This window comes from Nocardioides pocheonensis, from assembly GCF_003725535.1.
GTDB lineage: Bacteria > Actinomycetota > Actinomycetes > Propionibacteriales > Nocardioidaceae > Marmoricola > Marmoricola pocheonensis.
This window is the reverse complement of sequence record NZ_RJSF01000040.1, coordinates 145,273-171,796: the sequence shown is the minus strand read 5'-3', so window position 1 is coordinate 171,796 and position 26,524 is coordinate 145,273. Positions and strand designations below refer to the sequence as shown.

Genomic DNA, 26,524 nt, shown 5'->3' with positions numbered 1-26,524 from the left:
TGCTGCTCGGCGATCCGGCGAGCGGGCATTCGTGATTCGTGCGAGCCCGTTGCGAGCCAGCCGCACCGCCCGCTCGGCGTACGTTCGCGCAGCATCAGTGCCCGCTCGGCGTACCCGGGGGCAGCATCAGTGCCCGCTCGGCGTGCGGTCAGGCCTTGGCCCTGGCCTCCGCGCCCATCCGCCAGCGGATGCCGGCCTCGAGGAAGCCGTCGATCTCGCCGTCGAAGACGGCCTGCGGGTTGCCGACCTCGTACTCCGTGCGGAGGTCCTTCACCATCTGGTACGGGTTGAGCACGTAGGAACGCATCTGGTCGCCCCACGACGCCTGGACGTCCCCGCGCAGCTCGTCGAGGTGGGCCTTCTCCTCGGCCTTCTTCATCGCCAGCAGCTTGGCCTTGAGGATCACCATCGCCGAGGCCTTGTTCTGCAGCTGGGACTTCTCGTTCTGGCAGGAGACCACCGTGCCGGTCGGGATGTGGGTCAGGCGCACCGCCGAGTCGGTGGTGTTGACCGACTGGCCGCCCGGGCCGCTGGAGCGGTAGACGTCCACCCGGATGTCCTCGTCGGGGATGTCGATCTCGTCGGTCTGCTCGAGCACCGGCACCACCTCGACCGCCGCGAAGCTGGTCTGCCGGCGACCCTGGTTGTCGAAGGGGCTGATCCGGACGAGGCGGTGGGTGCCGGCCTCGACCGACAGCGTGCCGTAGGCGTACGGCGCGTGGATCGCGAAGGTCGCGGACTTCAGGCCCGCCTCCTCGGCGTACGAGGTGTCGAAGACCTCGACGGGGTACTTGTTGCGCTCGGCCCAGCGGGTGTACATCCGCATCAGCATCTCGGCGAAGTCCGCGGCGTCGACGCCGCCCGCCCCGGCTCGGACGCTCACGATCGCCTCGCGCGCGTCGTACTCGCCCGAGAGCAGCGTGCGCACCTCGAGCTGCTCGACGGCCTTGTGGATGCGGTCGAGCTCGGCCTCGGAGTCGGCGAGTGCGGACGCGTCGTCCTCCTCGCGGGCCATCTCCAGCATCAGCTCGAGGTCGTCGAGACGGGACTGGAGCGTGGTGTACCGATCCAGCTCGCCCTGGAGGGCCGACAGCCGGCCGGTCACCCGCTGCGCGTTGGCCTGGTCGTCCCAGAGGTCTGGCGCGGCCACCTGCTCGGCGAGGTCAGCGATCTCGGCCCGCATGCCGTCCACGTCGAGGACCTTCTCGATGGTCGCCATGGTCGCCTGGAGCTGTTTGATCTCGGAGTCGAAGTCGCGTGCTGCCACAAGGGGCTACGTTACCCGGCGGGCAGCAGGCTCCGCTCCAGCGCGTCAGGCGGAGCGGTGGCGCGCGACCGACGACACCGGCACGTCCGCGACCTGTCGGAAGATCCGCTCGTAGCCGTCGACCATCACGCGGTGGTCGAACAGCTCCTCGGTACGCCGCCGGCACGCGGCTCGGTCGAGCTCGTCCACGCGTCGTACGGCGCCCAGCAGGTCGTCCGGGTGGTCCACCACGAAGCCGGTGACACCGTCCTCGACGACCTCGGGCACACTGCCGCGGCCGAGCGCGACGACCGGTGTGCCGCAGGCCATCGCCTCGACCATGACCAGACCGAAGGGCTCGTCCCACGTGATCGGGAAGAGCAGGGCCGACGCCGCGCCGTACAGCTCGCGCTTCATCTCCGCGTCAGCCGCACCGACGTAGCAGACGCCCGGGCCCAGCCGCGGCCGGATGGCCTCCTCGAAGTAGTCGTGCTCGGACTGCTCGCTGAGCTTGCCGGCGAGGACGAGCGGCATCCCGGCGGCCCGCGCCGTGTCGATCGCGAGGTGTGCCCCCTTGGCGGGCGAGAACCGGCCGAGCCAGAGGAGGTAACCGTCCGCGCCCTCGCCCACGGGATGGCTCGCGACGTCGATGCCGTTGTGCACGCGGCCGACCCAGTTGAGGTGCGGCGCATCCTGCCGCTGGGCGTCCGAGATCGCGACCAGCTCGACGGAGTCGCCCAGAGCGCCGAGGAGTCGACCCGCCTCGCCGGTCACCGGACCGTGAGCGGTCACGACGGTGGGAGCCGGGTAGCCCCGGGCGGCGAGGGGCCCCGCCAGCGTGTTGTCGTGCACCACGTCCACGTCGAGCTCGGAGAGCACCCTGGCCGCCACCGCGGCGTGCAGCACCTCGGGCATCGGCTCGCCCAGGCGCTCGGACGGCGGTTCCTCGTAGACCGCGACGAACCGGTCGGCTCGGGTGCCGTTGGGGCCCGCGCCGATCAGGGTGACCCGGTGGCCGCGATCGACCAGGCCGTCGACCAGGCCACCGAGCATCGCCTCGATGCCGCCGTAGCCGTCCGGGGGGACCGAGAACCAGGGCGGCGCGACGACCGCCACGTGCAGCGGTGGCGTCCGGTCCGGGGCAGCCGTGACCGGACGTGTCAGCAGGCGCCTGGTGTGCAGGCGCCCGGTCTGCGAGTGCGGAGTGTGCAAGGTGGTCATCGTGCGGTCTCTCCCCCGGCAGTCGGCCAATGGCGCGCCGGGGTCCGGGGTCACGCGTGGATGTCCGTCTGCGCCCGAAGGTCCGGGGGCCGCAAGGTGACGTGCGGACGCTGTACCCCTGGCCTGCAGGCCGAAACGGCGATCCCGGCGGGCCGCGCCATGTTGGTTTTCGCCGTGCGGGGTACGGGGCCGAGGGGGTACGGCGCGACGTGTGTCTGGGAGGACACTTGACCGGGGCCATGGAAGAGCCGCTCGCGCGGGCGTGCTCGGAGCTCGCGCGGACGATGGCGCGTCCGGGCGCACTCATCGAGGTGATGCAGGACCTCGCGCTCCGGACGTCCGAGGTGCTGGGCATCCCGGCTGCGGCCGTCGTGCTGACCGACAGCGCCGGGACGCTGCGGCCCGTGGCGGCGACCGACGCCCCCGGAGCCGGAATGGTCACGACCGAGATGAAGCTGGACGAGGGCCCCACGATCGACGCGTTGCGCGAGGGCGCGGTGGTGTTCGCCGACGACCTCGAGGCCGACGAGCGCTGGCCGCGGTACGTCGAGCGCGCCCGTTCCGCGGGCGTCGAGGGCGTCCTCGCGGTGCCGCTGCGGCTGGGCGAACGCCCGGCAGGCGTGCTCACCGTGGTCGCGAGCGAGCCGCACCGCTGGCACCTCACCGAGGTCGCTGCCGCGGAGGTACTCGCCGACCTCGCCGCCGGGTACGCCGCTCACGAGTCGGCCCTGGACCACGTCCGGCGGACCGCCGAGCAGCTGCAGGAGGCGCTGGAGTCGCGGGTCGACATCGAGCAGGCCAAGGGCGTCCTGGTCGGGGAGCTCGGCTGCACCATCGACCAGGCCTACGCCATGCTGCGTGACCACGCCCGTCGCAACAACGCGAGCCTGCGCTCGGTCGCCCAGGCCGTCGTCCACCTCGGGCTGCGGCCACCGGCGACCAGTCGGCGCGGCGCGAGGCCGACCTCGCGGATCCGTCCCGTCCCGCCCGACCAGCGAACGGAGGGCGCCTGATGGTCCGGCCGCGCCAGGTCACCGTCCTCGCCGGCCCGACGTTCATGGTCAGCGACGCGCGCGGCGACGTCACGCTCGCCGGGGACCTCCCCGAGGGCCTGTTCCACCGGGACATGCGCCACCTCTCGCAGTGGGCCCTGCGCGTGAACGGCCGCGCGCTCGAGGTCCTGGGCGCTGTGGAGACCGACTCCGACCACGCCGTGATGTACCTCCAGGAGCCGACCGGCACGATCTACACCAACCCCACTCTCTCGATCGTGCGGCGGCGCCGGATCGACCGCGGGCTGCACGAGACGCTGGAGGTCACCAGCCACGACACCGAGCAGGTGCGCGTCGGCCTGACCCTGGCGTTCGGCGCCGACTTCGCCGACGTCTTCGAGGTGAAGGACAAGCTGGGCAAGGCCGGCGTCCTCTACCACCGACTCGGCGACGACCACGCGGTGCTCGGCTACCGGCGCGAGGAGTTCCGGCGGGAGACCCAGGTGCACGCCGGGGCCGGGTTCTACACCCGTGAGTCCGTCGAGTTCCAGCTCGTGCTCGAGCCCGGGGAGACCTGGACACGTGACATCGAGGTCATGGTCGACACCGGCAGCGACGCAGCGCCGAACCGTCCGGCCGACGAGCCGCTGCTGGCGGAGTGGCTGGCGGCCGCCCCGCGGCTGGAGACCGACTCCGACGACGTGCGCCACCTGTACCGGCAGAGCCTCGTCGACCTGGCCGCTCTACGGTTCTGCCCGGACCCGCACGCCGAGGGGATGGTCCCTGCGGCCGGGCTGCCCTGGTTCATGGCCCTGTTCGGCCGCGACAGCCTGATCGCCAGCTACCAGGCCCTCCCCTACGCACCCGGCCTGGCGCGGGCCACCCTCCACGCGCTCGCCGCCTGCCAGGCCACGGAGTTCGATGACTTCCGCGACGCCGAGCCCGGCAAGATCCTGCACGAGCTGCGGCACGGTGAGCTCGTCCACTTCGGTCAGCGTCCGCACTCGCCGTACTACGGGTCGGTCGACGCGACCCCGCTCTTCCTGGTGCTCCTCGACGAGTACGAGCGCTGGAGCGGAGACGTGGAGACGGTCCGCGCGCTCGAGCCGCACGCGAGAGCCGCGGTGCGCTGGCTGGACGAGTACGCCGACCTGGACGGCGACGGGTTCATCGAGTACGCGACCCGCAACCCGGCGACCGGGCTGGTGAACCAGGGCTGGAAGGACTCCTGGAACTCGATCATCCATCCCGACGGCCGGATCGCGAGCCGTCCGCACGCCGTGTGCGAGGTCCAGGGCTACGCCTACGACGCGCGCGTCCGGACCGCTCGGCTCGCGCGCGAGGTCTGGGGCGACACCGCACTGGCCGAGCGCCTGGAGCAGGACGCGGCCGCGCTGCGCAGCCGGTTCGTCGACGCGTTCTGGCTGCCCGACCTGGGCTTCTACGCGCTCGCTCTGGACGCGGACAAGCAGCCGGTGCGCACCCTCGCGTCCGACATGGGCCACCTCCTGTGGAGCGGGATCGTCCCGGAGGAGCACGTCGATGCAGTCGTGGGCCACCTGCTCGGCGACGCGATGTTCTCCGGCTGGGGCGTGCGTACCCTGGCCGCCGGGCAGCCGGCGTACAACCCGGTGGAGTACCACAACGGCACGGTGTGGCCGCACGACAACGCGCTCATCGTCGCGGGCCTGACCCGCTACGGCCGGCGCGCGGAGGCCGCGCGGATCGCACGCGCCCTCCTCGACGCCGGCCCGTACGTCGACCACCGGCTGCCCGAGGCGCTCGTGGGCGCCAGCCGGGACGACGTGGAGGTCCCGGTGCCCTACCCGTCGGCGTGCAGCCCGCAGGCGTGGGCAGCCGGGACGACGCTGATGCTGATCACGGCCGTGCTCGGTCTCGACATCGGCGACGACGGGATCCGGACAGCCCCCCACCTGCCGGACCGCGTCGGCCGGCTGGCCCTGCACGGCGTGCCGACGCGCTTCGGCCGGCTCAGCACCGACTGATCAGCCCGCCGTACGCCGGCATACCTCGTCCCACGGCGTCGGGGCGAGCCCGAGCTCGGCGGTGATCGCCGAGGAGTCCATCACGTAGGTGCGGGTGAACTGGTACTCGGTCTCCTGCAGCTCGCGCATCTGGGAGTTCAGCAGTCCGAAGCCGCGGACCACCCAGCGCGGGTATGCCTTCACGGTGACCGGTGGCCGGCCGACGGACGCAAGCACGTCGTTGACCGCCTCGGCCTGCGTCCGCGGCGGGTTGCTGGGGGCGTGCCAGACCCGGCCCAGGGCGGACTCGTTGCCGGCGGTGGCGACGAGGGCGCGGCCCATGTCGTGCACGTCGGTCCAGGTGTGCGGCTGGTGGGCGTCGCCGATCACCCGCACGGTCTTGCCCTCCAGAGCGGCCGGTACGACGCGAGGAACGTGCGCATGGTCGCCCAGCGGCGCACCGACATAGTCCGACCCACGCACCTCGACGGTGCGGATCCGGCCGGCCTTGTGGGCGGCCAGCGCGTCGGCGGTCATGCGAGCCCGGATCTGGGCCTTCTTGCCGGGCGCGGCATCGGGCATGCCCTCGACCATCGGCCGGTCCAGTGGTCCGTAGGGGTAGAGGTTGCCGGTGACCGCGAGCACGGCACCGGTGCGCTCGGCCGCCGTGAGGAGAGCGGCCGCGACCGGCGGCCACAGCTCGGCCCAGGCGTCGTACCGGGGCGGGTTGACGCAGTTGTAGAGCACCTGTGCGCCCTCGGTGAGGCGGCTCAGCTCCTCGGCATCGGCCGCGTCGACGGCCACGCGCCGGGCTCCGGCCAGCTCCGGTCCCTTCCCCGAGCGGCTGGCAAGGACCACGTCGGCCCCGCGCTCGGCGAGAACCGTTGCCACGGCCTGGCCGACCGGCCCGGCCCCGATGATCACGTGTCGATCGGACATCTCTTGCACCTTCTGTCGTGAGGGGATCGCCCTCGGTCCGTGGAAACGAGAGCACTGCTCTCGAAAGAGAGACTGGCATGACTCGGACAGAAAAGCAAGAGCATTGCTCTTGTTTGTTTACACCGCTCTCGATTCGAGGCAGGATGCCTCTCATGGAGACTCCTTCGGCCCCGCGCACGGCGCGGGACTTCGCCCGCATCGAGCTCACCCGGGCGATCCTGACCAGGGCGCGGGCGCAGCTCGCCGACGTGGGCCCCGGCGAGCTCTCGGTCCGGCAGATCGCTCGCGAGCTGGGCATGGCGTCGTCGGCGGTGTACCGCTACTTCCCCAGCCGCGACCACCTGATCACGGCCCTGCTGGTCGAGTGCTACGACGAGAGCGGCGACGCGGTCGAGGCCGCGGAGGCCGGCGTACCGCGCCAACAGCTGCGGAAGCGGTGGACCGCGATGGCGCACGCCCTCCGCGACTGGGCGCTCGACCACCGGCACGAGTACGCCCTGCTCTACGGCTCCCCCGTGCCCGGGTACGCCGCACCGGAGGACACCGTGATGCCCGCCATGCGCACCCCCCAGGTGTTCCTCGCCCTGATCGCCGATGCCGAGAAGCAGGGTGCGCCCCTCGGGGCTCCGACGATGCCGGTCCCGCGCAAGGAGCGCGCGGCCCTCGCACCGATCGCGGAGTCGGTCGGCCGACCGATCAGCGACGAGAGGCTGGTGCGGGCGATGATGGCCTGGCCGCTGCTGATCGGCCAGCTCACGCTGGAGCTGTTCGGCCACCTCCACAAGGGGGTGCTCGACTACGACGTGCACTTCACCCACCTGGTCGACCGCGTGGCCGGCGACCTCGGCCTCACCTGAGGCCGGCACGGTGGCAGACGACCGCGGCCGTCATCGCCGGCCCGCGAGCGTCCTCAGGCGCTCTGGACGATCTCCCGGGTCACGGCCGCCTGCTCGGTGAGCACCCCGCTGATCATCGTCTGGGTCTCGTGGATCCGGCCGATGATCTGCCCGATCGCGCCGAGGCTCTCCACCACGCTGGTCGCGTCGCCCTGGATCGCGTTGACGAGGCGAGCCACGTCGTCGGTGGCGCGCGCAGTGCCTTGGGCGAGCTCCTTCACCTCGCCGGCCACCACGGCGAAGCCCTTGCCGGCATTGCCGGCTCGTGCGGCCTCGATGGTGGCGTTGAGCGCCAGGAGGTTGGTCTGCCCGGCGATCGAGTTGATCACCTTCACGACGTCGCCGATCTGCATGCTGGACCTGCCGAGCCGGTCGACGGCCTCGTTCGCTTCGCGGGCGAGCGTGGTCGCCTGATCGGCGACGGACGTGGCCTGGAGGACGTTGCGCTCGGCCTCCTCGATCGAGGTCACCAGCTCCGAGCCGGCGGACGCGACCCGGTTGGTCTCCTGGATCCGCTGCAGTGCCTGCGAGACCAGGAACGCCGTGTTGCGCAGGGCGTCCCGTCGACTCGCGGAGAGGTCGATCTCCTCGGTCGAGAAGAAGTCCATCGTCCCGGTCACCGAGCCGTGCACGATCAGCGGCAGGCACACGCCCGACCGGACGCCGGCACGCTGGGCGGCGGGAGCCCGGACGCAGTCCGTGACCTCACCGAGGTCGGGCACGAACACCATGTCGCGGGTCTTCCACGCGCGGCCCGCGAGGCCGACCCCCTCGGCGAAGGTGGCCGACTGGGTCACCTGGCGGAACTCCTCACCGGCGCTCCCCGACTCCAGCACGAAGCGCAGCGCGTTCGCCGTGGTGTCGACCGACCAGTACGACCCGTAGGTCCAGCCGAACTCCGTGCGCACCGTCTCCAACGCACGTCGGGTCGCCTCCTCCTCGCTCGTGGCCGCGGAGAGGTCCCGGAGAACACTGTTGATGGCGGCGACGTCGAGCGCAGCCGCTTCCTGGCGCTCGGTCTGGGCGACCCGCTCCAGGGCCTGGGACACCAGGACCCCGACCGACCTGAGGGTGTCGAGACGCTCCTCGGAGAGCTCGAGCGTCTCGGTGGCGAAGAAGTCCATCGTGCCGACGACCTTGCCGGCGTCCGTGATCGGGAAGCAGATGCCGCTGCGCACGCCGACCTTCTGGGCGACGGGGGCCCGGACGCAGTCCTTGACGTCACCGAGGTCCTGGACGAACACGAGGTCCCGCGCCTTCCAGGCTCGGCCGGACAGACCGACGCCTTCGCGGAACGAGGCAGCCAGCGTGACCCGGCGGAACTCCTCGCCGGCATCGCCGGACTCGAGGGCGAAGCGCAGGGACTGGGTCGCCGGGTCGACGCGCCAGCACGACCCGTAGGCCCAGCCGAAGCAGGCGCGGACGGCGTCCAGCGCGGCTCGTGCAGCGGCGTCCAGGGTCGTCGCCTCGGCGAGTGCGCGCACCACGGCGGTCACCGCCTGCGTGTTGGCCCGGGCCTCGTCGATCGCGGACGCCGCGGGCGCCGCACCTTCACCACGTCGAAACAGCCTCACGGCACCTCCTCGGTCGTCGGCCGCGTTCTCGACCTCGCACCTCCATCGGCGTCCCGGGAGCCGACCTGAGCCGATCCGATACCCGAAATCACGAGCGGGTTCCGGATCATTTCTGTCCTGCCGAGTCCGGAATCCGCCGTGATCGGCCGCGCCCGGCTCAGGAGCTGATCGCGCGCTCCGCGACCAGGTCGACCAGGTCGGCGATCGACTCGACCACCTTCGTCGGGCGGTAGGGGAAGTTCTCGACGTGCTCGGACCGCGTCGACCCGGTGAGCACGAGGATCGTGCGCAGGCCCGCCTCCAGGCCGGAGATCACGTCGGTGTCCATCCGGTCGCCCACCATCACGGTGGTCTCGGAGTGCGCCTCGAGACGGTTGAGGGCACTGCGCATCATCAGTGGGTTGGGCTTGCCGACGAAGTACGGCTGCCGACCGGTCGCCGTACTGATCAGCGCCGCCACCGAGCCGGTCGCGGGCATCGTGCCGAGCACGCTCGGACCGGACGGGTCGGGGTTGGTGGCGATGAAGCGGGCCCCGCCCTCGATCAGCCGGACCGCCCGGGTGATCGCCTCGAAGGAGTAGGTGCGGGTCTCCCCCAGCACCACGTAGTCGGGGTTGCGGTCGGTCATCACGTAGCCGATGTCGTGCAGGGCGGTGGTGAGCCCCGCCTCGCCGAGCACGTACGCCGACCCGCCGGGCCGCTGGTCGTCGAGGAACTGCGCGGTCGCGAGCGCGGAGGTCCAGATCGAGTCCTCGGGCACGTCGATGCCGCTGGCCAGCAGCCGGGCCCGCAGGTCGCGCGGGGTGAAGATCGAGTTGTTGGTCAGCACCAGGAAGGACAGCCCCGAGCTCTTCAACGCCTCGATGAACTCCGCCGCGCCGGGGATCGGGTCCTCCTCGTGGACGAGCACGCCGTCCATGTCGGTCAGCCAGGTCGCGATCGGGCGGTGGTCCGTCATGGCGCCCATTGTGTCGGGTCGGGACGGCGCTCGACCGTGATCAGGGCTCCAGGGGGCCCAGGACGGCCGCGGCCACGAACCGGGCGACGGGGTCGGCCATGACGTCGAGCTCCAGGACCACCAGCTCGTTGCGGCCCTCGCGCACGACCGGCCCGGGCACGAAGAGGGTCTGCTGCGGGCCTCGCCGCCAGTAGCGGCCGAGGCAGAAGCCGTTGACCCACGCGATGCCCTTGCCCCAGCCCGACGTGTGCAGGAAGTGGCGCTCCGACGCCTGCGCGTCGAAGGTCGCGCGCCACGCGGTCGGCCCCGGTCCGGCGCCACGCACGTCGGTGCGGTCCCACAGGCTCGGCAGCGCGTCGAGGTCGAGCGCCCGGACCGACCAGCCGCGGACCTCCTCGGCGCCCCCCGGGTGACTCAGCCGGACCGGCCCGATCAGGCCCTTGGTCTCTCCGATGCGCGGGCCGTAGTTGACCCCACCCTGGTCCTCGACGACGAGCGTGAGCCGGCCGCGGCCGCGCGGCAGCACCAGCGCGTGGGCATGGTGCTCCCGCTCCAGGACGCCGACCGGGTCGCCGTCGAGGAACACCGCGGCGCGGTCCCGGACCTCCCCGACGCTGAGCACCACCGGCGCGTCGGGGCCGGCGAGGTCGGCGACGTACACGGCGAGCTTCGGCGACCCGTCCAGCTCGTCCAGGGTCGGAGGGCCGTCGTGCTCGGTCGCCGTGCCCCAGGCGTCCGGGTCGGCGAGCAGTGGGACGGGCTCACCGAGTGCGGCGCTCAGCTCGGGCGCCGGCGTGCGCGGAGCGGGCAGCTCGTCGGGCACGGGGCTGTGTCGCGCGATCACGTCGCGGAACGCGACGTACTTCGGCGTCGGGTCGCCCGCCTCGTCCAGCGGGGCGTCGTAGTCGTACGACGTGATCGTCGGCCGGTAGGTGCCCTTGTCGTTCGCGCCGCTGGTCAGGCCGAAGCTCGTCCCGCCGTGGAACATGTAGACGTTGACCGACGCTCCGGCGGCCAGCAGCGTGTCCAGCTCCTCGGCGGCCTGCTCGACCGACGTGGTGTGGTGGTGGCTGCCCCACTGGTCGAACCAGCCGTCCCAGAACTCCATGCACATCAGGGGGCCGGTCGACTGGTGCGCACGCAGCGTGCGCAGCCGCTCGGCGCTGCGCGAGCCGAACGACGCCGTGCGCAGGACGCCGTCGAGACCGCCCGCCGCGAGCATCTCGTCGACCGGCTGGTCGACGGTGACCAGCGGCACGGTGATCCCCGCGCGGCGGATGATGTCCGCGACCGCCTCGAGGTAGGCACGGTCGTCACCGAAGGCGCCGTACTCGTTCTCGACCTGGACCAGCACCACGGGGCCACCGCGGTCGACCTGCAGCGGCGCGACGACGGCGAGCACCGCGTCGAGGTACTCCTCGACCATCTCGAGGAACCGCTTCTCGTGCCGGCGTACGCCGACCTCGGGATCGGCGAACAGCCACGTGGGCAGGCCGCCGCGGTCCCACTCGGCGCAGATGAACGGGCCCGGTCGCACGATCGCGTGCATCCCGGCCTCACCGACCAGGCGCAGGAAGCGAGCCAGGTCGAGCATCCCGTCGGTGCGGAACTCCCCGCGTCGCGGGCTGTGCGCGTTCCACGGCACGTAGGTCTCGATCGTGTTCAGGCCCATCAGCCGGGCCTTCCCGATCCGGTCGGCCCAGTCGTCGGGATGGACCCGGAAGTAGTGCAGCGAGCCGGACAGGATCCGGACCGGCTCGCCGTCGAGCAGGAAGTCGGCCTCGCCGATCCGGAAGTCGGGCATGGGCGTCCTTTCGTTCGCCGGAGGCAGGGCCCCCGGCGGGGCGTGGGTCGAGCCACCTTCCGGAGAAGGTGGCTCGACCCGGGCGGCGAGGATTACTTGTTCACCTCGAAGCCCTGCTGGTTGCCGTACTTCACCAGCGCGTCCTGCCAGGCCTGCAGACCGCCGTTGAGGTCGGACTTGGCCTGGTAGGCCTTGCCCGCCGTGTCACCGTAGATCGTGTTCGCGTACAGCTCGAACGGCAGGTAGCTCCAGCCCGGCACGACCGAGTCGGCCGCCGCGGTCAGCACCTGGTTGACCTGCTGGCCACCGAAGTACGGGTCCGGCTTGTTCACGAACGACGGGTCCTTGAGGTCCTTCACGGTGGCCGGGAAGCCACCCTTCTCCAGAAACGGCTTGATGCCGTTGCCGTTGTTCAGCCAGCGGACGAACGCCGCCGCCAGAGCGGGGTTCTTGCTCTGCTTGATGACCGACTCGGTGCTGCCACCGTTCTCGGCCGTGGCGGGCTGGCCGTCGTACGTCGGCATCGGTGCGACCCTCCAGTTGCCCGAGCCGCCGGGAGCCGACGACTCGAACACACCCGGCATCCAGGCGCCGTAGATCATCGTGGCGATGGTGCCGTTGGCGAGGCCCTTGAACCACTCGTCGGACCAGCCGGGGATCTGCGAGACCAGGCCCTGCTGCACCAGCGGGTTCCAGACGGCCGTCCACTTCTTGCTGCCCTCGTCCTGCAGGTTGATCGTGACCTTCTTGCCGTCGGTGGTGAACGGCTTGCCGCCCGCCTGCCAGATCATGCTGGTCGTGAAGCCCGGGTCACCGGAGTCGTTGGTGATGTACTCCTTCGGGTCCGCGGCGTGCAGCTTCTTGGCCGCGGCGGTGTACTCGTCCCAGGTCTTCGGCACGTCGATGTGGTACTTGTCGAAGACGGTCTTGTCGTAGAACATCGCCATCGGTCCGGAGTCCTGCGGGAGTCCGTAGAGACCGTCACCGACGTGCACGGCCCGCCAGGTCGACGGGGTGTAGTCGGACTCGAGGCTGTCGAGGCCGTACTGGCGCAGGTCCACGAGGTAGCCGGGCAGTGCGTACTGCGGCAGCGCCTGGTACTCGATCTGGGCGACGTCGGGCGCACCCGAGCCGGCCTTGATCGCGTTCTGCAGCTTGGTGTAGTGGTCGTTGCCGGTACCGGCGTTGACGAGGTTCACCTTGACGTTCGGGTACTCCACCATGAACGCCTTCACCTGGGCCTCGGCGGACGGCGTCCAGGTCCAGTAGGTGATCGTGCCGCCCTTCTTGAGGGCCGCGTCCAGGGCCTGGGGCGATGCCTTGGTACCGCCGCTGTCGTTCGCGCTGCCGCTGCCGCCCGAGCCGCCGCAACCCGCGAGGATCAGCGTCGACGCCGTCAGCGCTGCCAGGATGAGGCCGAGTCGCCGGAACCTCCGCCGATGACCGATCTTCATGGTGTTCCTTTCGTTGGTTTCCGTCATTGCTTGACGCTTCCCGCGCTCAGGCCGGACTGCCAGAACCGCTGCAGGAGGAAGAACACGACGATCAGGGGCACGATCGTCAGCAGGGACCCCGTGACCACGAGGTTGTAGACCGGGTGCGCTCCCGCGCCGTGGGCCTGGTTGCTCCACTGGGTCAGGCCGACCGTGAGCGGGTAGAGGTTCGGCTTGCTGAGCATGATCAGCGGGAGGAAGTAGTTGTTCCAGGTCGAGACCAGCGCGAACAGCAGCACCGTGACGACGCCGGGCGCGAGCAGCCGGAGCGAGACGGTCCAGAAGATCCGGAACTCGCCGGCACCGTCGATCCGCGCCGCCTCGAGCAGCTCCTGGGGCACCGCCTCCTCGGCGTACACCCACATCAGGTAGAGCCCGAACGGGCTCACCAACGAGGGCACGATGATCGCCCAGACGGTGTTGGTCAGCCCCATGTTGGAGAACATCAGGAAGGTCGGGACCGCCAGCGCCGTCGGCGGGATCGCGATCGCGCCCAGGACCACGGCGAACACGGCCCGACGGCCGGGGAAGCGGTACTTCGCCAGGCCGTAGCCCGCCGCCGTGGAGAGCAGGGTGGCACCACCGGCGCCGACGACGACGTACAGGAGCGTGTTGGCGAACCAGCGCAGGAAGATGCCGTCGCGGTAGGTCAGCGTCTCCTTGATGTTCGAGAAGAGCGCGAAGCTGTGGCCGGGCGCGAGACCGGCCGTCGAGAGCAGGTCGGTCTGCGTCTTGGTCGCGCTGATCACCAGCCACACGAGCGGGATCAGCGTGTAGATGACGTAGAGCACCATGACGCCGGTCAGCACGCGGGACTTCCCGGGACGCAGGGCCGAGGACCGGCGGCCGGTCGACTCGACGGCCACGGGCTGTGCCTGCTCGGGGCTCATCGTCGCGGTCACAGCGCGTCCCTCGATCCGCGCAGCTGGACGACGTACGCGATGATCGCGGTGAGCACGCCCATCACGATCGCCACCGTCGCCGAGTAGTTGTACTGCTGCCCGCCGAAGGAGAGGTTGTAGGCGTACATGTTCGGCGTGTAGTTGGTGTTGATCACGTTCGGCACCAGGTTGCGCAGGATGTTCGGCTCGTTGAACAGCTGGAAGCTGCCGATGATCGAGAAGATCGTCGCGATCACGATGGCCCCCCGCAGGGCGGGGATCTTGATCGAGAACACCGTGCGGAGGGCGCCGGCGCCGTCGAGCGCGGCCGCCTCGTAGAGGTCTTCGGGCACCGTGCGCAGCGCGGAGTAGAAGATCAGCATGTTGTAGCCCACGAACTCCCAGGTCACGATGTTGACGATCGACGTGAGCACCCAGCGGCCGCTCAGCGGCTGCAGCGCCGTGCCGAGCAGGTGGTTGATGTCGGCCGCCAGGCCGAAGCTGGTGCCGTAGAGGTAGCCCCACATCAGGACGGCCACCACGCCCGGGACGGCGTACGGCAGGAAGATCACCAGCCGGAACACCCGCGGCGCTCGCAGCCGGCCGCTGTCGATGGCCAGCGCCGCCGCCAGGGCGAGACCGAGCATGATCGGCACCTGCACCGCCAGGAAGAGGAGCACGCGCACCGCGCCCTCCCAGAACTTCCCGTCGGAGAAGACGTCGGTGTAGTTGCCGAACCCGACGAACGTCTTCCCGCCGAAGAAGGCCTGCTCCCGGTAGAGGCTGAGGTAGATCGCGTACCCGATCGGGGCGAGGAAGACGAGCGCGAACACCGCGAGGAAGGGCGCGACGAACGACCAGCCTCGCAGGTCCCGGTTCGACCACCACCGGCGGTGACTCACCGCCTGCACCGCGCTGCTCACGATTCGCCTCCTGTCCGGCCAAGGGCTGGTGCCCGGGCCGTGTTTACGTCAACATGGAGTGTGACGGCGGTAACATGTTGACGTCAACATCTACGGGGTAGGAGTTTTTGACATGGCGGCGGAGCTCAAGCCGGGGACGCGCGACCGCGGGCGACGGGGCCCGTCGATGCTCGACGTCGCCCGCCTCGCGGGGGTCTCGGGGCAGACCGTCTCCCGCGTCTCGAACGGGCACGACAACGTCGACGCGGCGACCCGCGAGCGGGTCCTGGCCGCCATGCGCGAGCTCGGCTACCGGCCCAACCGCGCGGCCCGCGCGCTGCGGACCGGGCAGTTCCGCAGCATCGCGGTGATCGTCTTCGAGCTGTCCAGCTTCGGCACCACGCGCAGCCTCGACGCCATTGCCACGGCGGCGACCGCGCGCGGCTACGCGGTCAACCTGATCCCCGTGCTCAGCGCGACCGAGGAGCGGCTGTCGGAGACCTTCGCCGGGCTCGACCACCAGGCCGTCGACGGCGCGGTGATCCTGATCGAGGCGCACCTGCTCGACGAGGTCCGGCTGCCGGAGACGCTGCCGACGGTGGTCGTGGACTCCAGTGCACTGTTCGACTACCCGATCGTCGACACCGACCAGGCACAGGGCGCGCGCCAGGCCACCGAGCACCTGCTCGACCTGGGCCACCGGACCGTCTGGCACGTCTCCGGGCCGACCGAGTCCTACTCGGCGATCCGGCGACGGGCGTCGTGGGAGGAAACCCTCACCGAGCGGGGCCTGGAGGTGCCGCCGGTGCTGGCCGGCGACTGGTCGGTCGACTCCGGCTACACCGCAGGCCTGGAGCTGGCGCGCAACGACGAGGTGACCGCGGTCTTCGCGGCCAACGACCAGATGGCGCTGGGCGTCCTGCACGCCCTGCACGAGCACGGACGCGAGGTCCCGGGCGACGTCAGTGTCGTGGGGTTCGACGACATGGACGAGTCGGCGCACTTCTGGCCACCCCTCACGACCGTCCGTCAGTCGTTCGTCGAGGTCGGCGAGGCGACCGTCGACGCGCTCATCCACGAGATCCAGTCCGGCGAGCACCACCGCGAGCCGGTGCGGATCGGCACCCAGCTCGTCGTACGTGACAGCACTGCGGCCCCGAGGAGCACGCCCTGATGACCGACCCCTCACGGCCCCGTTGGGTCCGGTGGCCCCGCACCGTCGCCGGACCCGGGGGCCCGGGCCCGTTGGCGTACGGCGCCGACTACAACCCCGAGCAGTGGCCACGCGAGACCTGGAAGGACGACGTCCGCCTGATGCAGCAGGCGGGCGTCAACATCGTCTCGCTCGGGATCTTCTCGTGGGCGACCCTGCAGCCGAGCGAGGACACCTGGGACTTCGCCTGGCTCGACGACGTGATGGACCTGCTGCACGACCACGGGATCGCCGTCGACCTCGCCACCGCGACCGCCTCTCCCCCGCCCTGGCTGACCACGAAGCACCCGGAGATCCTGCCGGTCGACCACGCCGGCTCGACGGTCTGGCCGGGCGCCCGGCAGCACTGGCGTCCGACCTCCCCGGTGTTCCGGCGCTACGCCCTCGCGCTCGCCGAGAGCGTCGCGCGGCGGTACGCCGACCATCCCGCCCTGGCTGCCTGGCACGTCTCCAACGAGCTGGGCTGCCACAACGTCCACGACTACTCCGACGACGCCGCGGCCGCCTTCCGGGTCTGGCTCCAGGAGCGGTACTCCACGCTGGACGCGCTCAACCACGCCTGGGGCACGGCGTTCTGGTCGCAGCGCTACGGCGACTGGGCGGAGATCCTGCCGCCGCGCCTGGCCGCGGCGAACCCGAACCCCACGCAGCAGCTGGACTTCAAGCGGTTCTCCTCCGACGCGCTCAAGGACTACCTGCGCGCCGAGTGCGCGGTGCTGCACCGCGTGACCCCGGACGTGCCGGTGACCACCAACTTCATGGTGATGGACGGCGACAAGGGCCTCGACTTCGCCGACTGGGCCGGCGAGGTCGACTTCGTCTCCAACGACCACTACGTCGTGGTCGACGACCGCGCCCTCGACGAGCTGTCCTACTCGGCCAACCTCACCAGCGGCATGGCCGGCGGGGAGCGCTGGTTCCTCATGGAGCACTCCACCAGCGCCGTGAACTGGCGGGCGACCAACCCGGCCAAGCCGGACGGAGCCCTGGTCCGCGACTCGCTCACCCACGTCGCCCACGGCGCCGACGCGGTGTGCTTCTTCCAGTGGCGCCAGTCCGCCGCCGGAGCGGAGAAGTACCACTCCGCGATGGTGCCGCACGCCGGTGAGGACACCGAGGTCTTCCGCACGGTCACGAGGCTGGGCCAGCACCTGCGCCGGCTCGCCCCGGTCTCCGGCACCCGCCGCAAGCCGGCCCGGGTCGCGGTGCTCTTCGACCTGGACTCGTGGTGGGCCGCCGAGCAGGACTCCCACCCGAACGCCTCCCTCGACTACCGCCGCGAGGGCCTGGACTGGTACGCCGCGTGCCTGGACCTCGGCGTCCGCGTCGACGTGCTGCCGACGAGCCGGTCCTTCGAGGAGTACGACGTGGTGGTCGCACCCGTGCTGCACCTGGTACCGGCGGCCCTGCGCGACCGGCTCGTCGGGTTCGTCGAGCGCGGCGGACACCTGGTCACCACCTACTTCTCCGGGATCGTCGACGAGCACGACCACGTCTGGCTCGACGGCTACCCCGGCGCGCTGCGCGACGTGCTCGGCATCCGGATCGAGGAGCTCGCGCCGTTGCTGGACGGCGAGCAGGTCACGCTCGACGACGGCCGCGTCGGCACGCTGTGGACCGACCGGATCGAGGTCACCTCAGAGGACACGGAGGTGCTGGCGGCGTACGCGTCGGGGCCGCAGGCCGGGCGTCCCGCGATCACGAGGCGCGTGCCCGAGCGCGGCTCGGCGACGTACGTCTCGACGCGCCTGGGCGCCGGGGGGATCGCGCCCGTGCTGGCGACGGTGCTCGAGCACGCGGGCGTGGAGAGCGAGCTGCCCTCCGCGCTGCGCGGCCGGGTGGAGCTGACCGTCCGGGCCGACGAGACGTCGGAGTACTGGTTCGTGATCAACCGCACCGCCGAGGACGTCGACCTCGCCGGGCTCGCCGACGCCGCGGACGTGCTGCTGAGCACAGCCGGCGACGAGGAGGCTCTCCGGTCGCTCCCGGGCAGGGGCGTGGCTGTGCTGGTGCCTCGGTGAGCACGGAGACGACCAGCGGGGCGACCGGCGTACGTGCGACGCCCGCGGAGCCGACGGGGGTCGTGCACCTGCGGCGGGGCGGCACCAGCGTCGTGCTCCGGCTGGACGCGGACGTGCTGCCGTGCGTGCTGCACTGGGGACCGGACCTCGGTGAGGCCTCGGCCGACGACCTCGACGCCCTGGCGGCCGCGGTTCTGCTGCCGGCGCGCGACAGCGTGATGTACCGCCAGGAGTCGGTCTCGCTCCTGCCGCAGCACTCGTCGGGCTGGCTCGGGCGGCCGGGGCTGCTGGGCAGCCGCGAGGGTGCGGCGTGGTCGGTCGCCTTCGACGCGGTGAGCCACCGCGTGGACGAGGCCGGCACCGACGACTGGTCGGACGGCCCGGACGACGGCGTGCGGCTGGTGAGCACGGGCACCGACGGGGCCTCGGCGCTCGAGGTCACCACCGAGTTGCGGCTGCTGGCCAGCGGGCTGGTGGCCCTGCGCGCGACGGTGACGAACCTCGGCACGGACCGCTACGAGGTGCTGCACCTCGAGCCCGCGCTGCCGGTGCCCGAGGTGGCGCAGGAGCTGCTCGACACGACCGGGCGGCACGCGCGCGAGCGGGTGCCGCAGCGGCTGCCGTTCGCGGCCGGCCAGTGGGTGCGGGAGGCGTGGGGCGGACGCCCGGGCCACGACTTCCCGACCGTGCTGTGCGCCGGCGAGCCGGGGTTCGGCTTTCGCCGGGGCACCGTCTGGGGCGTGCACCTCGCGTGGAGCGGCAACCAGGTGGTCTCCGCCGAGCGGCACACGTCGGGCTGGCGGCTGCTGCGCGGGGGCGAGCGACTGCTGCCCGCCGAGGGGCTGCTCGAGCCGGGAGCGGCGTACGCGTCGCCGTGGCTGCTGGGCTCGTGGGGCGAGGGGCTCGACGCGCTGTCCGGCCGGTTCCACGAGACCCTCCGCGCGCGGCCGCAGCACCCGCGCAGCCCGCGGCCGGTCGTGCTGAACACCTGGGAGGCGGTCTACTTCGACCACGACCTGCCCACGCTGCTGGCGCTGGCCGAGACCGCCGCGCAGATCGGCATCGAGCGGTTCGTGCTGGACGACGGCTGGTTCCACGCACGGCGTGACGACCGGGCCGGCCTGGGCGACTGGCACGTCGACGCGGAGGTCTGGCCCGAGGGCCTCACCCCGCTGGTCGAGCGCGTGCGGGAGCTGGGCATGGAGTTCGGCCTGTGGGTCGAGCCGGAGATGGTCAACCTCGACTCCGACCTCGCCCGCGCGCACCCCGACTGGGTGCTCCAGACCGCGCACGGACCCGGCCTGCCGTCGCGCCACCAGCACGTGCTCGACCTCGGTCACCCCGAGGCCTACGCGTACGTCGTCGAGCGGATCTCGGCGCTGGTCGGGCAACACGGCATCGCCTCGCTGAAGTGGGACCACAACCGCCCGCTCGTGGACGCCGGCCACGGGCCGGTCCGGCACCCCGGCGTGCACGCGCAGACCGAGGCGGCGTACCGGATGATGGCGGAGCTCAAGGCGCGCCACCCCGGCCTCGAGATCGAGTCGTGCTGCGGCGGTGGCGGCCGCCTCGACCTCGGGATCATGGAGCACGCCGACCGCGCCTGGGTGTCGGACTGCATCGACGCCCACGAGCGGCACCGGATCGTGCGGTGGACCGGCCTGACGCTGCCGCTCGAGCTGATGGGCACCCACGTCGGCGCGAGCCGCGACCACACGACGGGCCGGCGGCTCAGCCTCGACTTCCGGGGCGGCACCGCGCTCTTCGGCCACTTCGGCGTCGAGTGGGACCTCACCGCGGCGACGCACGACGACGTCGAGCAGCTGCGCGGGTGGATCGACCGGTACAAGCGGGAGCGGTCGCTGCTGCACACCGGCACCGTGGTCCACGCCGACCTCGACGGCACGGGGCTCGACCTGACCGGCGTGGTGGCGCGCGACCGCAGCGAGGCGCTCTACCGGCTCTCGGCCCTGGAACAGACCCTGGTCACTCCCCCGGGCCGCGTGCCGCTGCCCGGGCTGGACCCCGGTCGGGTCTACCTGGTCACCGCCACCCCGACCCCGACGGTGCCGATCCAGGGCGTCGCCGCAGCGACGGCCTCCGACCTGCCCTGGGCCCGCGACGGCCTGCGGATGACCGGCCGCCTGCTCGAGCACGTCGGCGTGCAGGCGCCCGGCTTGCCGGTCGACGAGCTGGTGCTGATCCGCGCCACGGCGGTCTGACGCGGGCCGCTCGGGACGAGATGGCTCTTCTTAATCTGGCAGAACCTCCTGTCAGATTTGTTATGTTTCCTTGGCAGCCCTGGACCTTGGCTGCGGACAGTGCCCCGCATCGCGCATCCCCCGTCGCATGTGCGGGGCACTGCTCTGCGTCCCGTTCCAGGCCGGTCCTCGGCCGTTGATCGATCCACCACGACCCAGATCCGCCCGAACCCGGGAAGGTTCCATGGTCTGAGGCCAGAGCTCGCTCAGTCGCCGACCACGACGGTCGCGGCGGCCGTGCCGGCGACCATCGCCCTCTCCCCGACGCCGGGCACGTGCAGCGGCAGGTCGAGCGGCGCGACGACGCGGACGAGCACCGCCGTGTCGGAGGTGGACACCGACCAGGTCATGCCCGGGTAGCGCAGGAGCGCGTCGCTCGTGCGGAGGTAGTCCTCGACGTACCGGCGCGCCGCCTCGGGGTCGATCTCGGCCCGGTCGCGGAGCCCGTGGGTGTACACGCTGTCGCCCTGGAGGCCGTCGGTCGCCGCCAATGCAGCAGCGTCAGCGAGGGAGTTCAAGCCCTGGCGGCGCAGGTAGGCGGCCGAGGCGTCGACGACCACAGCCACGAGGACCGCGACGACCAGGGCGAACCCGATCACCAGCGGCGTGATCGAGCCCTGCTCGCCCCTCATGAGCGGCCCTCGCGGAACGTGCCGTACGGCGAGCGATGGACGGCCGAGACCGCGATCCGCGGGATGTTGCCGCCCAGAACGGCCGGCATGAGCGGCAGGTCGGCGGCCGACCGCACCTCGGCCGCGACCACGGAGCCCGGAGTGAGGCAGCGCTGCGGATCGGGCCGGCAGCTGATCGTGAGGGTGAACCCGCCGGCCTCCAGGCCCTGGTCTCCGAAGGCGAGCCGGGCGGCCGCCTCGGCGCGCGCGTAGCCGGTGGCCTGGTCGGGCGACGTCACGAACGCCCGGCTGGCCGAGCGGGCCGCCGCCGAGGCCGCGTACGCCGCGCGCTGGGTGTCGAAGACGGCGAGCAGGACGTAGAGCAGCGGCACCAGCAGCAGGATCGCCAACCAGACGAACTCCACGATCGCGCTGCCGTGCTCACCGCCCCGCCGTCGAGGCCGGCTCACGGCGCAGCTCCCGGCGTCGTTCCTCGGGCGACCTCGCGTACGGCGTGCCCGGCGACGTCGAAGGAGACCGCCGGACCCCACAGGCCCAGCGGCGGGATGCTCGCGTGCACCCGGACCTCCACGGCGGGCACGCCGTCCACCGTGACGTCCGAGGCGCTCACCTGACCTGCGAACCGGTCGGCGATCGCGTCGCCGATCTGCTGGCGGGTGCGAGCCACGCCGTCCTGGGGCTGCCGGTCGACCGTGGCGGCGTACCGGGCGCCCTCGGTCGCGGCGGCCGTGAGCGTGTTGCGCACGTGCAGCACCAGCGCGACCTGGACCAGCCCGAGCACCAGCGGCACCAGGACGAGGCTGACCAGGACGAAGTCGACGACCGCCGCGCCGTGCTCAGCCCGTGACCGAGGAGAGCGCGTCACGGAGCATCGTGCTCAGCTGCGAGCCCGCGATCGCCCAGAGCCCGGCGACCAGGCCCGCGCTCATCACCGTGATCAGCACCCACCCCGGCACGTCGCCGCGCTCGGTACGACGCCACCGGTCCCGAGACCACCACTTCATCTGCTTCTCCTTCTCTCGTGCCTCACGGCACCACCAGGCGCAGGCCCACCAGCCCGGGCCAGAACGCGAAGACCACCACGGTCGGCAGGACCAGGAAGACCACCGGCACCATCATCAAGACCTCGCGCCGCGCCCCCGACTCGATCAGTGCGCGCCGCCCCGCCTCGCGCACGTCACCTGCCTGCGCGTGCAGCACATCCGCCAGAGGTGTGCCGCGCTCGACGGCGATCGCGATCCCCTCGGCGAAACGGGACACGGCCGGAAGGCCGGAACGAGTGGCCAGGCCGTCGAAGGCGCGCGCGATCGGTACGCCGGTGCGCACCTCGGCGAGCACGTCGCGCAGATCCGCCGACAGCTCGCCCCGGGTGCGCCTGACCACCCGGTCGAGCGCGGCGACCGGGCTCTCCCCGGCGGCAACGGCGAGGGCGAGCAGCTCGGCGACGGTGGGGAACTCCTCGAGGATGCGGCGCTCGCGGCGCGTCACCTGAGCGGTCAGCCGGTTCTCTCGCAGCAGCACCCCCAGTGCGAACGCGCAGCCACACATGACCAGAAGCGGCATCGCTCGCCGCGGCGAGCGCAGGGCCACGGCGGCGGACGGCACGGCTGCCGCAGCAAAGGCGACCAGCCCCCACACCGCCTGGCTGATCCTGAAGTCGTGCACGCTCATCGGCAGGCGCGCGCGCTCGAGCCGCCGGGCGATCGAGGCGGATCCTCCGAGGACGCGTTCGACCGCGGCGGCCGCGCGACCGAGGACCGGACCGAACACCGCGCGGAACGCCGAGGTCGGAGCAGGGCGCGGCGGCGGCCGCAGCGTGCCGCCGGCGGGAAGGTCACGCAGGTACGGCGCGACGCGGACGGCCAGGGAGGTGTGCCGAGCCGCCACCCACCGGTCGACGACGAGCCAGATCCCGAACCCGGTGAGCCCACCGAGCAGGACACCCCACGCGGTCGCGGTCATCGAAGGATCCGCCGTTCGGTCGGCAGTCTCCCGATGCGCATCATCACCCAGTACGCCGCCAGGCAGGTCCCCGCGCCGACCACGAGCACCACCACGCCGGCCGGGGTGGCGTAACGAGCGATCACGTCGTGCTGGAACGAGAGCAGCAGGAGCACCAGCCACGGCGCGGACACCGCGAGCCGGGCACCGTTGACCGTCCACGCCTGGCGGGATTCCAGCTCCGAGCGGGTGCGGGCATCCTCCCGGAGGAACGACGACAGGCTCCGCAGCAGCCGCCCCAGGTCCCCGCCGCCCACCTCGCGGGCAACCCGCAGTGCCTCGACCACCCGGTCGCCGACCGGGTCGGCGAGCCGGTCCTTGAGCCGGTCGAGTGCGTCGACGAACCGGCCGGACGCCTGGTAGTCCAGTGCGAAGGCGACGAAGGCGTCGCGCAGCGGCTCGGGCCCGCGGACCGCCAGCCCGGCGAGTGCCTCGGGCAGCGCGAGGCCGGCCCGGATCCCCGAGACGAGGTTGTCGACCGCCTCGGGCCACACCTCGGCGAACTCGCGCTGCCGCCGCCGCGCACGACCGCGGAGCACTGCGAACGGGAGGTACCCACCGATGCAGGCGAAGACCAGAGCGACCGGAGCCGTGCGGGACAGCAGAGCAACGGCCACGAGGGCCACCACCGAGCACACGGCAGACACGACGAGGAGGCCACCGGGGCTGACCTCGGGCAGACCGGCGCGGGCGAGCAGCAGCCGGACCGCCGGGACGCGCACCGGCGCCGGACCGCGCGGGACGAAGAACGCCGACGCCATCAGTACGAGCCCGACCCCGACCCCGAGGCCGAGCACGGCGCCCATCAGCCGACCGTCCGCAGCAGGCCGACCACGTCGACTCCGGCGCGGGCGAACGCTTCCAGGCGACTGGGCATCCCCTGCGTGCGGACGAGCCGCTCGCCGTCCCGGACGAACAGTGGCTCGGTCTCGATCACGTCGTGCTCGACGCGTCCGGGGACGGCCACGATCTCGTTGACCCGGCGTTTGCCGTCGGCTGCCGTGCCGAGGTGCACGATCACGTCGACCGACGCGGCGACCGTGGGCACCACGAACCGCGACGAGATGTTCTCCCCCGCCAGCATCGGCAGCGTGCACAGCTTCACCAGCGCCTCCCGTGCGCTGTTCGCGTGCAGGGTCGCCATGCCGGGAAGGCCGGAGTTCAACGCCAGCAGCAGGTCGAGCGCCTCGGCAGAGCGGACCTCACCCACGATCACCCGGGTCGGCCGCATCCGCAGCGACTCGCGCACCAGGTCGCGCAGCGTGACCTCGCCGGTGCCCTCGAGCCCGGCCTGACGAGTCTCCAGCGCGACCCAGTCCGGGTGCGGGACCTTGAGCTCGCGCACCTCCTCGGCACTGACGATCCGGTCGCCGCCGGGGATGGCCGCCGCGAGGCAATTGAGCATGGTGGTCTTGCCTGCCTGGGTGCCGCCGGCGACCACGATGTTCAGCCCCGCGAGCACCGCCGCCTCGAGGAACTGCGCCGCCTGCTCGGTGAGCGAGCCCAGCCCGACCAGCTCGGAGAGCCGGCTGGCGCGCACGATGAACTTGCGGATGTTCACCGCCGAGAAGTCCGAGCTGATCCCCTCCAGCACCACGTGCAGCCGGTGCCCCTGCGGCAGCCGGGCGTCGACGAACGGCGAGGACAGGTCGAGCCGGCGGCCGCTCTGCTTGAGCATCCGCTCGACCAGGTCGAGCACCTCGTCCTTGGTCAGGATGGTGTTGGTCAGCTCGTGCCGTCCGCCGCGCGCCACGAAGACCCGGCTCGGGTCGTTGATCCAGATCTCCTCCACCTCGGGGTCGTCGAGGTAGGGCTGCAGCGCCCCGAAGCCCGAGACGCGGGCGACCAGCTCGCCGACCACACCGTCGGGGTCGGTCACCGGGGTGACCGCGCCGGTCAGGCTCCGCTCGTCGTGGCGGCGGACCACCTGCTCGGCGATCGACCGGACCAGGTGCACGTCGCGCTGCGGGTCGACCCCGTCACGGCGTACGGCGGCGCGCACCTGCACGTCGAGCTGGTCGACGAGTGCAGCATCGAGGAGGGCAGGAGAGGCCGAGGTGATCGACATGGGCGGCTCCGCCCCTTCCGAGATGACGCTGACCGAGAGGCCCTGCACGTCCTGCGCTGTGCAGAGTGATACGCCTTCCTACCCCACCGCGCACCCGGCCGAAACCTCTCTGGCGCCATTTGTGGACGAGCGGGATGTGTGGACGAGCGCGGGCGCGACGAAGCCGCAGGCGGGACCTACCCGGCCTGCGGCTTCGTCGTGGACCGTCGTTCGTGGCCTAGAAGGCTCCGGTGCCGTTCGGCGTACCGAGGCCGGTCGGGCCGTCCCAGCCCGTGCGGGCCTTGCACCACTGCGAGACCGGGCAGTGGCGTGCGTTGCTGCCGGAGGTGACGTCGTGGAGATTGCTCGCGTTGCCCTGGGTGTACGGCGTCGCGTTGCTGTAGCCGCTGCCCGCCAGCGCGTAGACCGAGGCGATGATCGGCGAGGACTCGCTGGTCCCGCCGAACTGGCCCCACGTCGAGACCGTGGAGCTGCTCGGGTAGTAGACCGCGAGGCCGCCCGTGCTCGGGTTCGCGGCGGCGGACACGTCGGCCATCGCGCGCCTGGAGCACCCGGTGCCGTACGCCGATGCCACCGACAGCGCGGTGTTGTAGCTCGAGCAGCCGGAGCCGCTTCCGCTCCACACCGTCTCGCTCACCCGCGTCGTGCCGTTCATGCTCAGCGAGGTTCCGCCGACGGCGGTGACCCAGGCCGACGAGGCGGGGAAGCTCGCACCCTTGTAGCCGTTGTCACCGGTCGAGGCCGTGATCGCGATTCCGGGGTGGTGGTAGGCCGCGCCGTACGAGGAGTCCGGAAGGTCGCCGCCGCCGTAGCTGTTGGAGATCGCCACGACCCCTGCCTGGCTCGCCGCCGTGTTCACGGCCGCGCCGAGGTCGGCGAGCGAGGCGCTGTTCGCCTGGACCACGAGGATCTTGCATCCCGGGCACGTGGCGGAGACCGCGTCGACGTCGAGCGCCTGCTCCTGGGCCCAGCCGAGGTCCATCGCCGGCAGCGTCGAGCCGCCGTTCTGGTTCATGATCTTCAGGCAGCCGTTCGCGACGGTGCACGCGGTGAGGCCGAACTGGCTGCGGTAGACGCCCAGGTCACGCTCGAGGTTGGTGTACCCGTAGGCGTCGACGATCGCGACCGTGCTGCTCGCGTTGCCCGTCAACCCGTACGCCGCCCGGACCTGGGTCGGCGTCAGCGCGCCGGCCGCTGGGGCAGAGGACGCCGGCGAGACGCCCTTGTCGTTGACCATCTTCAGCGCGTGACAGGTGGCCTCACCCTGGGCGAGCACCGCCTTGCAGACGTGTGCGGGGTGCAGCGCGGGCGGCGCGGCGGACGCGGACGGGAGGCCGGTGGCCAGCGCCGCTGCGACGAGTGACGCCGCTCCCACTGCGGCGACGATCCAGGACTTCTTCAACGGGTGCTCCTTCGACAGGGTCCAGCTCATTGGAT

At 71.9% G+C, this 26,524-nt stretch carries 23 protein-coding genes and 1 pseudogene; 6 read left to right on the top strand and 18 right to left on the bottom strand.

All coding sequences use genetic code 11. The annotated features are described in order from the left end of the window. Positions 1-148 precede the first annotated feature (148 nt). Positions 149-1,267, bottom strand: a complete 1,119-nt coding sequence (prfB, locus tag EFL26_RS11650; protein ID WP_123223053.1) for a peptide chain release factor 2 — start codon at positions 1,265-1,267, stop codon at positions 149-151. Between the two features lie 45 nt (positions 1,268-1,312). Next, positions 1,313-2,467 (bottom strand): glycosyltransferase family 4 protein, encoded by a 1,155-nt coding sequence (locus EFL26_RS11645; protein WP_183408156.1) that lies wholly within the window; start codon positions 2,465-2,467, stop codon positions 1,313-1,315. A 239-nt stretch (positions 2,468-2,706) separates the two neighbouring features. Here EFL26_RS11645 and EFL26_RS11640 point away from each other — a divergent pair, with 239 nt between their 5' ends. Together EFL26_RS11640 and EFL26_RS11635 are read left to right on the top strand one after the other, a co-directional pair. Beyond that, a complete protein-coding gene (locus tag EFL26_RS11640) occupies positions 2,707-3,480 on the top strand; it encodes a GAF and ANTAR domain-containing protein (protein ID WP_183408155.1) in 774 nt (257 codons plus the stop codon). Continuing rightward, complete coding sequence (locus EFL26_RS11635; RefSeq protein WP_123223051.1) at positions 3,480-5,465, top strand: amylo-alpha-1,6-glucosidase; 1,986 nt, start codon at positions 3,480-3,482, stop codon at positions 5,463-5,465. Before EFL26_RS11640 ends, EFL26_RS11635 begins: the two co-directional genes overlap by 1 nt. On the opposite strand, the gene EFL26_RS11630 is transcribed toward EFL26_RS11635, so the two are convergent. Then, positions 5,466-6,383: an NAD-dependent epimerase/dehydratase family protein gene (locus tag EFL26_RS11630; protein WP_123223050.1), complete on the bottom strand. Its 918-nt coding sequence runs from the start codon at positions 6,381-6,383 to the stop codon at positions 5,466-5,468. Between the two features lie 152 nt (positions 6,384-6,535). Between EFL26_RS11630 and EFL26_RS11625 the strand changes: the two genes are divergently transcribed. Beyond that, on the top strand, positions 6,536-7,240 hold the full coding sequence (locus EFL26_RS11625) for a TetR/AcrR family transcriptional regulator (protein ID WP_123223049.1): 705 nt from the start codon (positions 6,536-6,538) through the stop codon (positions 7,238-7,240). A gap of 53 nt (positions 7,241-7,293) precedes the next feature. On the opposite strand, the gene EFL26_RS25060 is transcribed toward EFL26_RS11625, so the two are convergent. The 7 genes and pseudogenes from EFL26_RS25060 to EFL26_RS11595 form a co-directional block, all read right to left on the bottom strand. After that, positions 7,294-7,749 carry a methyl-accepting chemotaxis protein gene (locus tag EFL26_RS25060; protein ID WP_246000217.1) on the bottom strand — a complete coding sequence of 152 codons (456 nt, stop codon included), beginning with the start codon at positions 7,747-7,749 and terminating at the stop codon, positions 7,294-7,296. 57 nt (positions 7,750-7,806) lie between these two features. Further along, a pseudogene (locus tag EFL26_RS25055) lies at positions 7,807-8,763 on the bottom strand (GAF domain-containing protein); the annotation flags it as partial. Positions 8,764-9,010: 247 nt separating this feature from the next. Beyond that, complete coding sequence (locus EFL26_RS11615; RefSeq protein ID WP_425464108.1) at positions 9,011-9,820, bottom strand: HAD-IIA family hydrolase; 810 nt, start codon at positions 9,818-9,820, stop codon at positions 9,011-9,013. A gap of 31 nt (positions 9,821-9,851) precedes the next feature. Further along, complete coding sequence (locus EFL26_RS11610) at positions 9,852-11,615, bottom strand: glycoside hydrolase family 35 protein (protein WP_123223046.1); 1,764 nt, start codon at positions 11,613-11,615, stop codon at positions 9,852-9,854. Between the two features lie 92 nt (positions 11,616-11,707). Then, the gene (locus tag EFL26_RS11605; RefSeq protein ID WP_123223045.1) at positions 11,708-13,069 is read right to left on the bottom strand and encodes an ABC transporter substrate-binding protein; all 1,362 of its coding nucleotides are present in this window, start codon (positions 13,067-13,069) and stop codon (positions 11,708-11,710) included. 23 nt (positions 13,070-13,092) lie between these two features. Then, a complete protein-coding gene (locus tag EFL26_RS11600; RefSeq protein WP_246000160.1) occupies positions 13,093-14,010 on the bottom strand; it encodes a carbohydrate ABC transporter permease in 918 nt (305 codons plus the stop codon). Next, on the bottom strand, positions 14,007-14,912 hold the full coding sequence (locus EFL26_RS11595) for a carbohydrate ABC transporter permease (RefSeq protein WP_246000159.1): 906 nt from the start codon (positions 14,910-14,912) through the stop codon (positions 14,007-14,009). The genes EFL26_RS11600 and EFL26_RS11595 overlap by 4 nt, the downstream gene beginning before the upstream one ends. A gap of 112 nt (positions 14,913-15,024) precedes the next feature. Between EFL26_RS11595 and EFL26_RS11590 the strand changes: the two genes are divergently transcribed. Genes EFL26_RS11590 through EFL26_RS11580 form a run of 3 tightly spaced genes read left to right on the top strand, consistent with a single transcriptional unit; the run spans position 15,025 to position 20,347 of the window. Next, entirely contained in the window at positions 15,025-16,065 is a 1,041-nt protein-coding gene (locus EFL26_RS11590; RefSeq protein WP_123223044.1) for a LacI family DNA-binding transcriptional regulator, read from the top strand. Then, positions 16,065-18,125, top strand: a complete 2,061-nt coding sequence (locus EFL26_RS11585; protein ID WP_123223043.1) for a beta-galactosidase — start codon at positions 16,065-16,067, stop codon at positions 18,123-18,125. Before EFL26_RS11590 ends, EFL26_RS11585 begins: the two co-directional genes overlap by 1 nt. Then, positions 18,122-20,347: an alpha-galactosidase gene (locus EFL26_RS11580; protein WP_123223042.1), complete on the top strand. Its 2,226-nt coding sequence runs from the start codon at positions 18,122-18,124 to the stop codon at positions 20,345-20,347. The genes EFL26_RS11585 and EFL26_RS11580 overlap by 4 nt, the downstream gene beginning before the upstream one ends. 245 nt (positions 20,348-20,592) lie before the next feature. On the opposite strand, the gene EFL26_RS11575 is transcribed toward EFL26_RS11580, so the two are convergent. The 8 genes from EFL26_RS11575 to EFL26_RS11545 all read right to left on the bottom strand — a co-directional run bounded on the left by EFL26_RS11575 (position 20,593) and on the right by EFL26_RS11545 (position 26,519). After that, entirely contained in the window at positions 20,593-21,018 is a 426-nt protein-coding gene (locus EFL26_RS11575) for a pilus assembly protein TadG-related protein (protein WP_123223041.1), read from the bottom strand. Beyond that, a complete protein-coding gene (locus EFL26_RS11570) occupies positions 21,015-21,467 on the bottom strand; it encodes a hypothetical protein (protein WP_123223040.1) in 453 nt (150 codons plus the stop codon). Before EFL26_RS11570 ends, EFL26_RS11575 begins: the two co-directional genes overlap by 4 nt. After that, positions 21,464-21,883 carry a TadE/TadG family type IV pilus assembly protein gene (locus tag EFL26_RS11565; RefSeq protein ID WP_123223039.1) on the bottom strand — a complete coding sequence of 140 codons (420 nt, stop codon included), beginning with the start codon at positions 21,881-21,883 and terminating at the stop codon, positions 21,464-21,466. The genes EFL26_RS11570 and EFL26_RS11565 overlap by 4 nt, the downstream gene beginning before the upstream one ends. Next, positions 21,855-22,022 carry a hypothetical protein gene (locus EFL26_RS24215; protein ID WP_183408154.1) on the bottom strand — a complete coding sequence of 56 codons (168 nt, stop codon included), beginning with the start codon at positions 22,020-22,022 and terminating at the stop codon, positions 21,855-21,857. Before EFL26_RS24215 ends, EFL26_RS11565 begins: the two co-directional genes overlap by 29 nt. Before the next feature lie 22 nt (positions 22,023-22,044). After that, positions 22,045-22,980, bottom strand: a complete 936-nt coding sequence (locus tag EFL26_RS11560) for a type II secretion system F family protein (protein WP_123223038.1) — start codon at positions 22,978-22,980, stop codon at positions 22,045-22,047. Then, entirely contained in the window at positions 22,977-23,825 is an 849-nt protein-coding gene (locus EFL26_RS11555; RefSeq protein ID WP_123223037.1) for a type II secretion system F family protein, read from the bottom strand. The genes EFL26_RS11560 and EFL26_RS11555 overlap by 4 nt, the downstream gene beginning before the upstream one ends. Continuing rightward, positions 23,825-25,087, bottom strand: coding sequence for a TadA family conjugal transfer-associated ATPase (locus EFL26_RS11550; protein WP_123223768.1), 1,263 nt, complete (start codon positions 25,085-25,087; stop codon positions 23,825-23,827). The genes EFL26_RS11555 and EFL26_RS11550 overlap by 1 nt, the downstream gene beginning before the upstream one ends. A 217-nt stretch (positions 25,088-25,304) precedes the next feature. Then, positions 25,305-26,519 carry a S53 family peptidase gene (locus EFL26_RS11545; protein ID WP_123223036.1) on the bottom strand — a complete coding sequence of 405 codons (1,215 nt, stop codon included), beginning with the start codon at positions 26,517-26,519 and terminating at the stop codon, positions 25,305-25,307. Between the last annotated feature and the right edge of the window lie 5 nt (positions 26,520-26,524).

Bases quoted from the DNA above. Each gene is read 5' to 3' on its own strand.
- EFL26_RS11605 (WP_123223045.1), bottom strand. From the start codon at position 13,069: ATGAAGATCGGTCATCGGCGGAGGTTCCGGCGACTCGGCCTCATCCTG.
- EFL26_RS11615 (WP_425464108.1), bottom strand. From the start codon at position 9,820: ATGGGCGCCATGACGGACCACCGCCCGATCGCGACCTGGCTGACCGAC.
- EFL26_RS11560 (WP_123223038.1), bottom strand. From the start codon at position 22,980: ATGACCGCGACCGCGTGGGGTGTCCTGCTCGGTGGGCTCACCGGGTTC.
- EFL26_RS11545 (WP_123223036.1), bottom strand. From the start codon at position 26,519: ATGAGCTGGACCCTGTCGAAGGAGCACCCGTTGAAGAAGTCCTGGATC.
- EFL26_RS11590 (WP_123223044.1), top strand. From the start codon at position 15,025: ATGGCGGCGGAGCTCAAGCCGGGGACGCGCGACCGCGGGCGACGGGGC.
- EFL26_RS11610 (WP_123223046.1), bottom strand. From the start codon at position 11,615: ATGCCCGACTTCCGGATCGGCGAGGCCGACTTCCTGCTCGACGGCGAG.
- EFL26_RS11630 (WP_123223050.1), bottom strand. From the start codon at position 6,383: ATGTCCGATCGACACGTGATCATCGGGGCCGGGCCGGTCGGCCAGGCC.
- EFL26_RS11550 (WP_123223768.1), bottom strand. From the start codon at position 25,087: ATGTCGATCACCTCGGCCTCTCCTGCCCTCCTCGATGCTGCACTCGTC.
- EFL26_RS11640 (WP_183408155.1), top strand. From the start codon at position 2,707: ATGGAAGAGCCGCTCGCGCGGGCGTGCTCGGAGCTCGCGCGGACGATG.
- EFL26_RS11635 (WP_123223051.1), top strand. From the start codon at position 3,480: ATGGTCCGGCCGCGCCAGGTCACCGTCCTCGCCGGCCCGACGTTCATG.
- EFL26_RS24215 (WP_183408154.1), bottom strand. From the start codon at position 22,022: ATGAAGTGGTGGTCTCGGGACCGGTGGCGTCGTACCGAGCGCGGCGAC.
- EFL26_RS11555 (WP_123223037.1), bottom strand. From the start codon at position 23,825: ATGGGCGCCGTGCTCGGCCTCGGGGTCGGGGTCGGGCTCGTACTGATG.
- EFL26_RS11575 (WP_123223041.1), bottom strand. From the start codon at position 21,018: ATGAGGGGCGAGCAGGGCTCGATCACGCCGCTGGTGATCGGGTTCGCC.
- EFL26_RS11625 (WP_123223049.1), top strand. From the start codon at position 6,536: ATGGAGACTCCTTCGGCCCCGCGCACGGCGCGGGACTTCGCCCGCATC.
- EFL26_RS11585 (WP_123223043.1), top strand. From the start codon at position 16,065: ATGACCGACCCCTCACGGCCCCGTTGGGTCCGGTGGCCCCGCACCGTC.
- EFL26_RS11645 (WP_183408156.1), bottom strand. From the start codon at position 2,467: ATGACCACCTTGCACACTCCGCACTCGCAGACCGGGCGCCTGCACACC.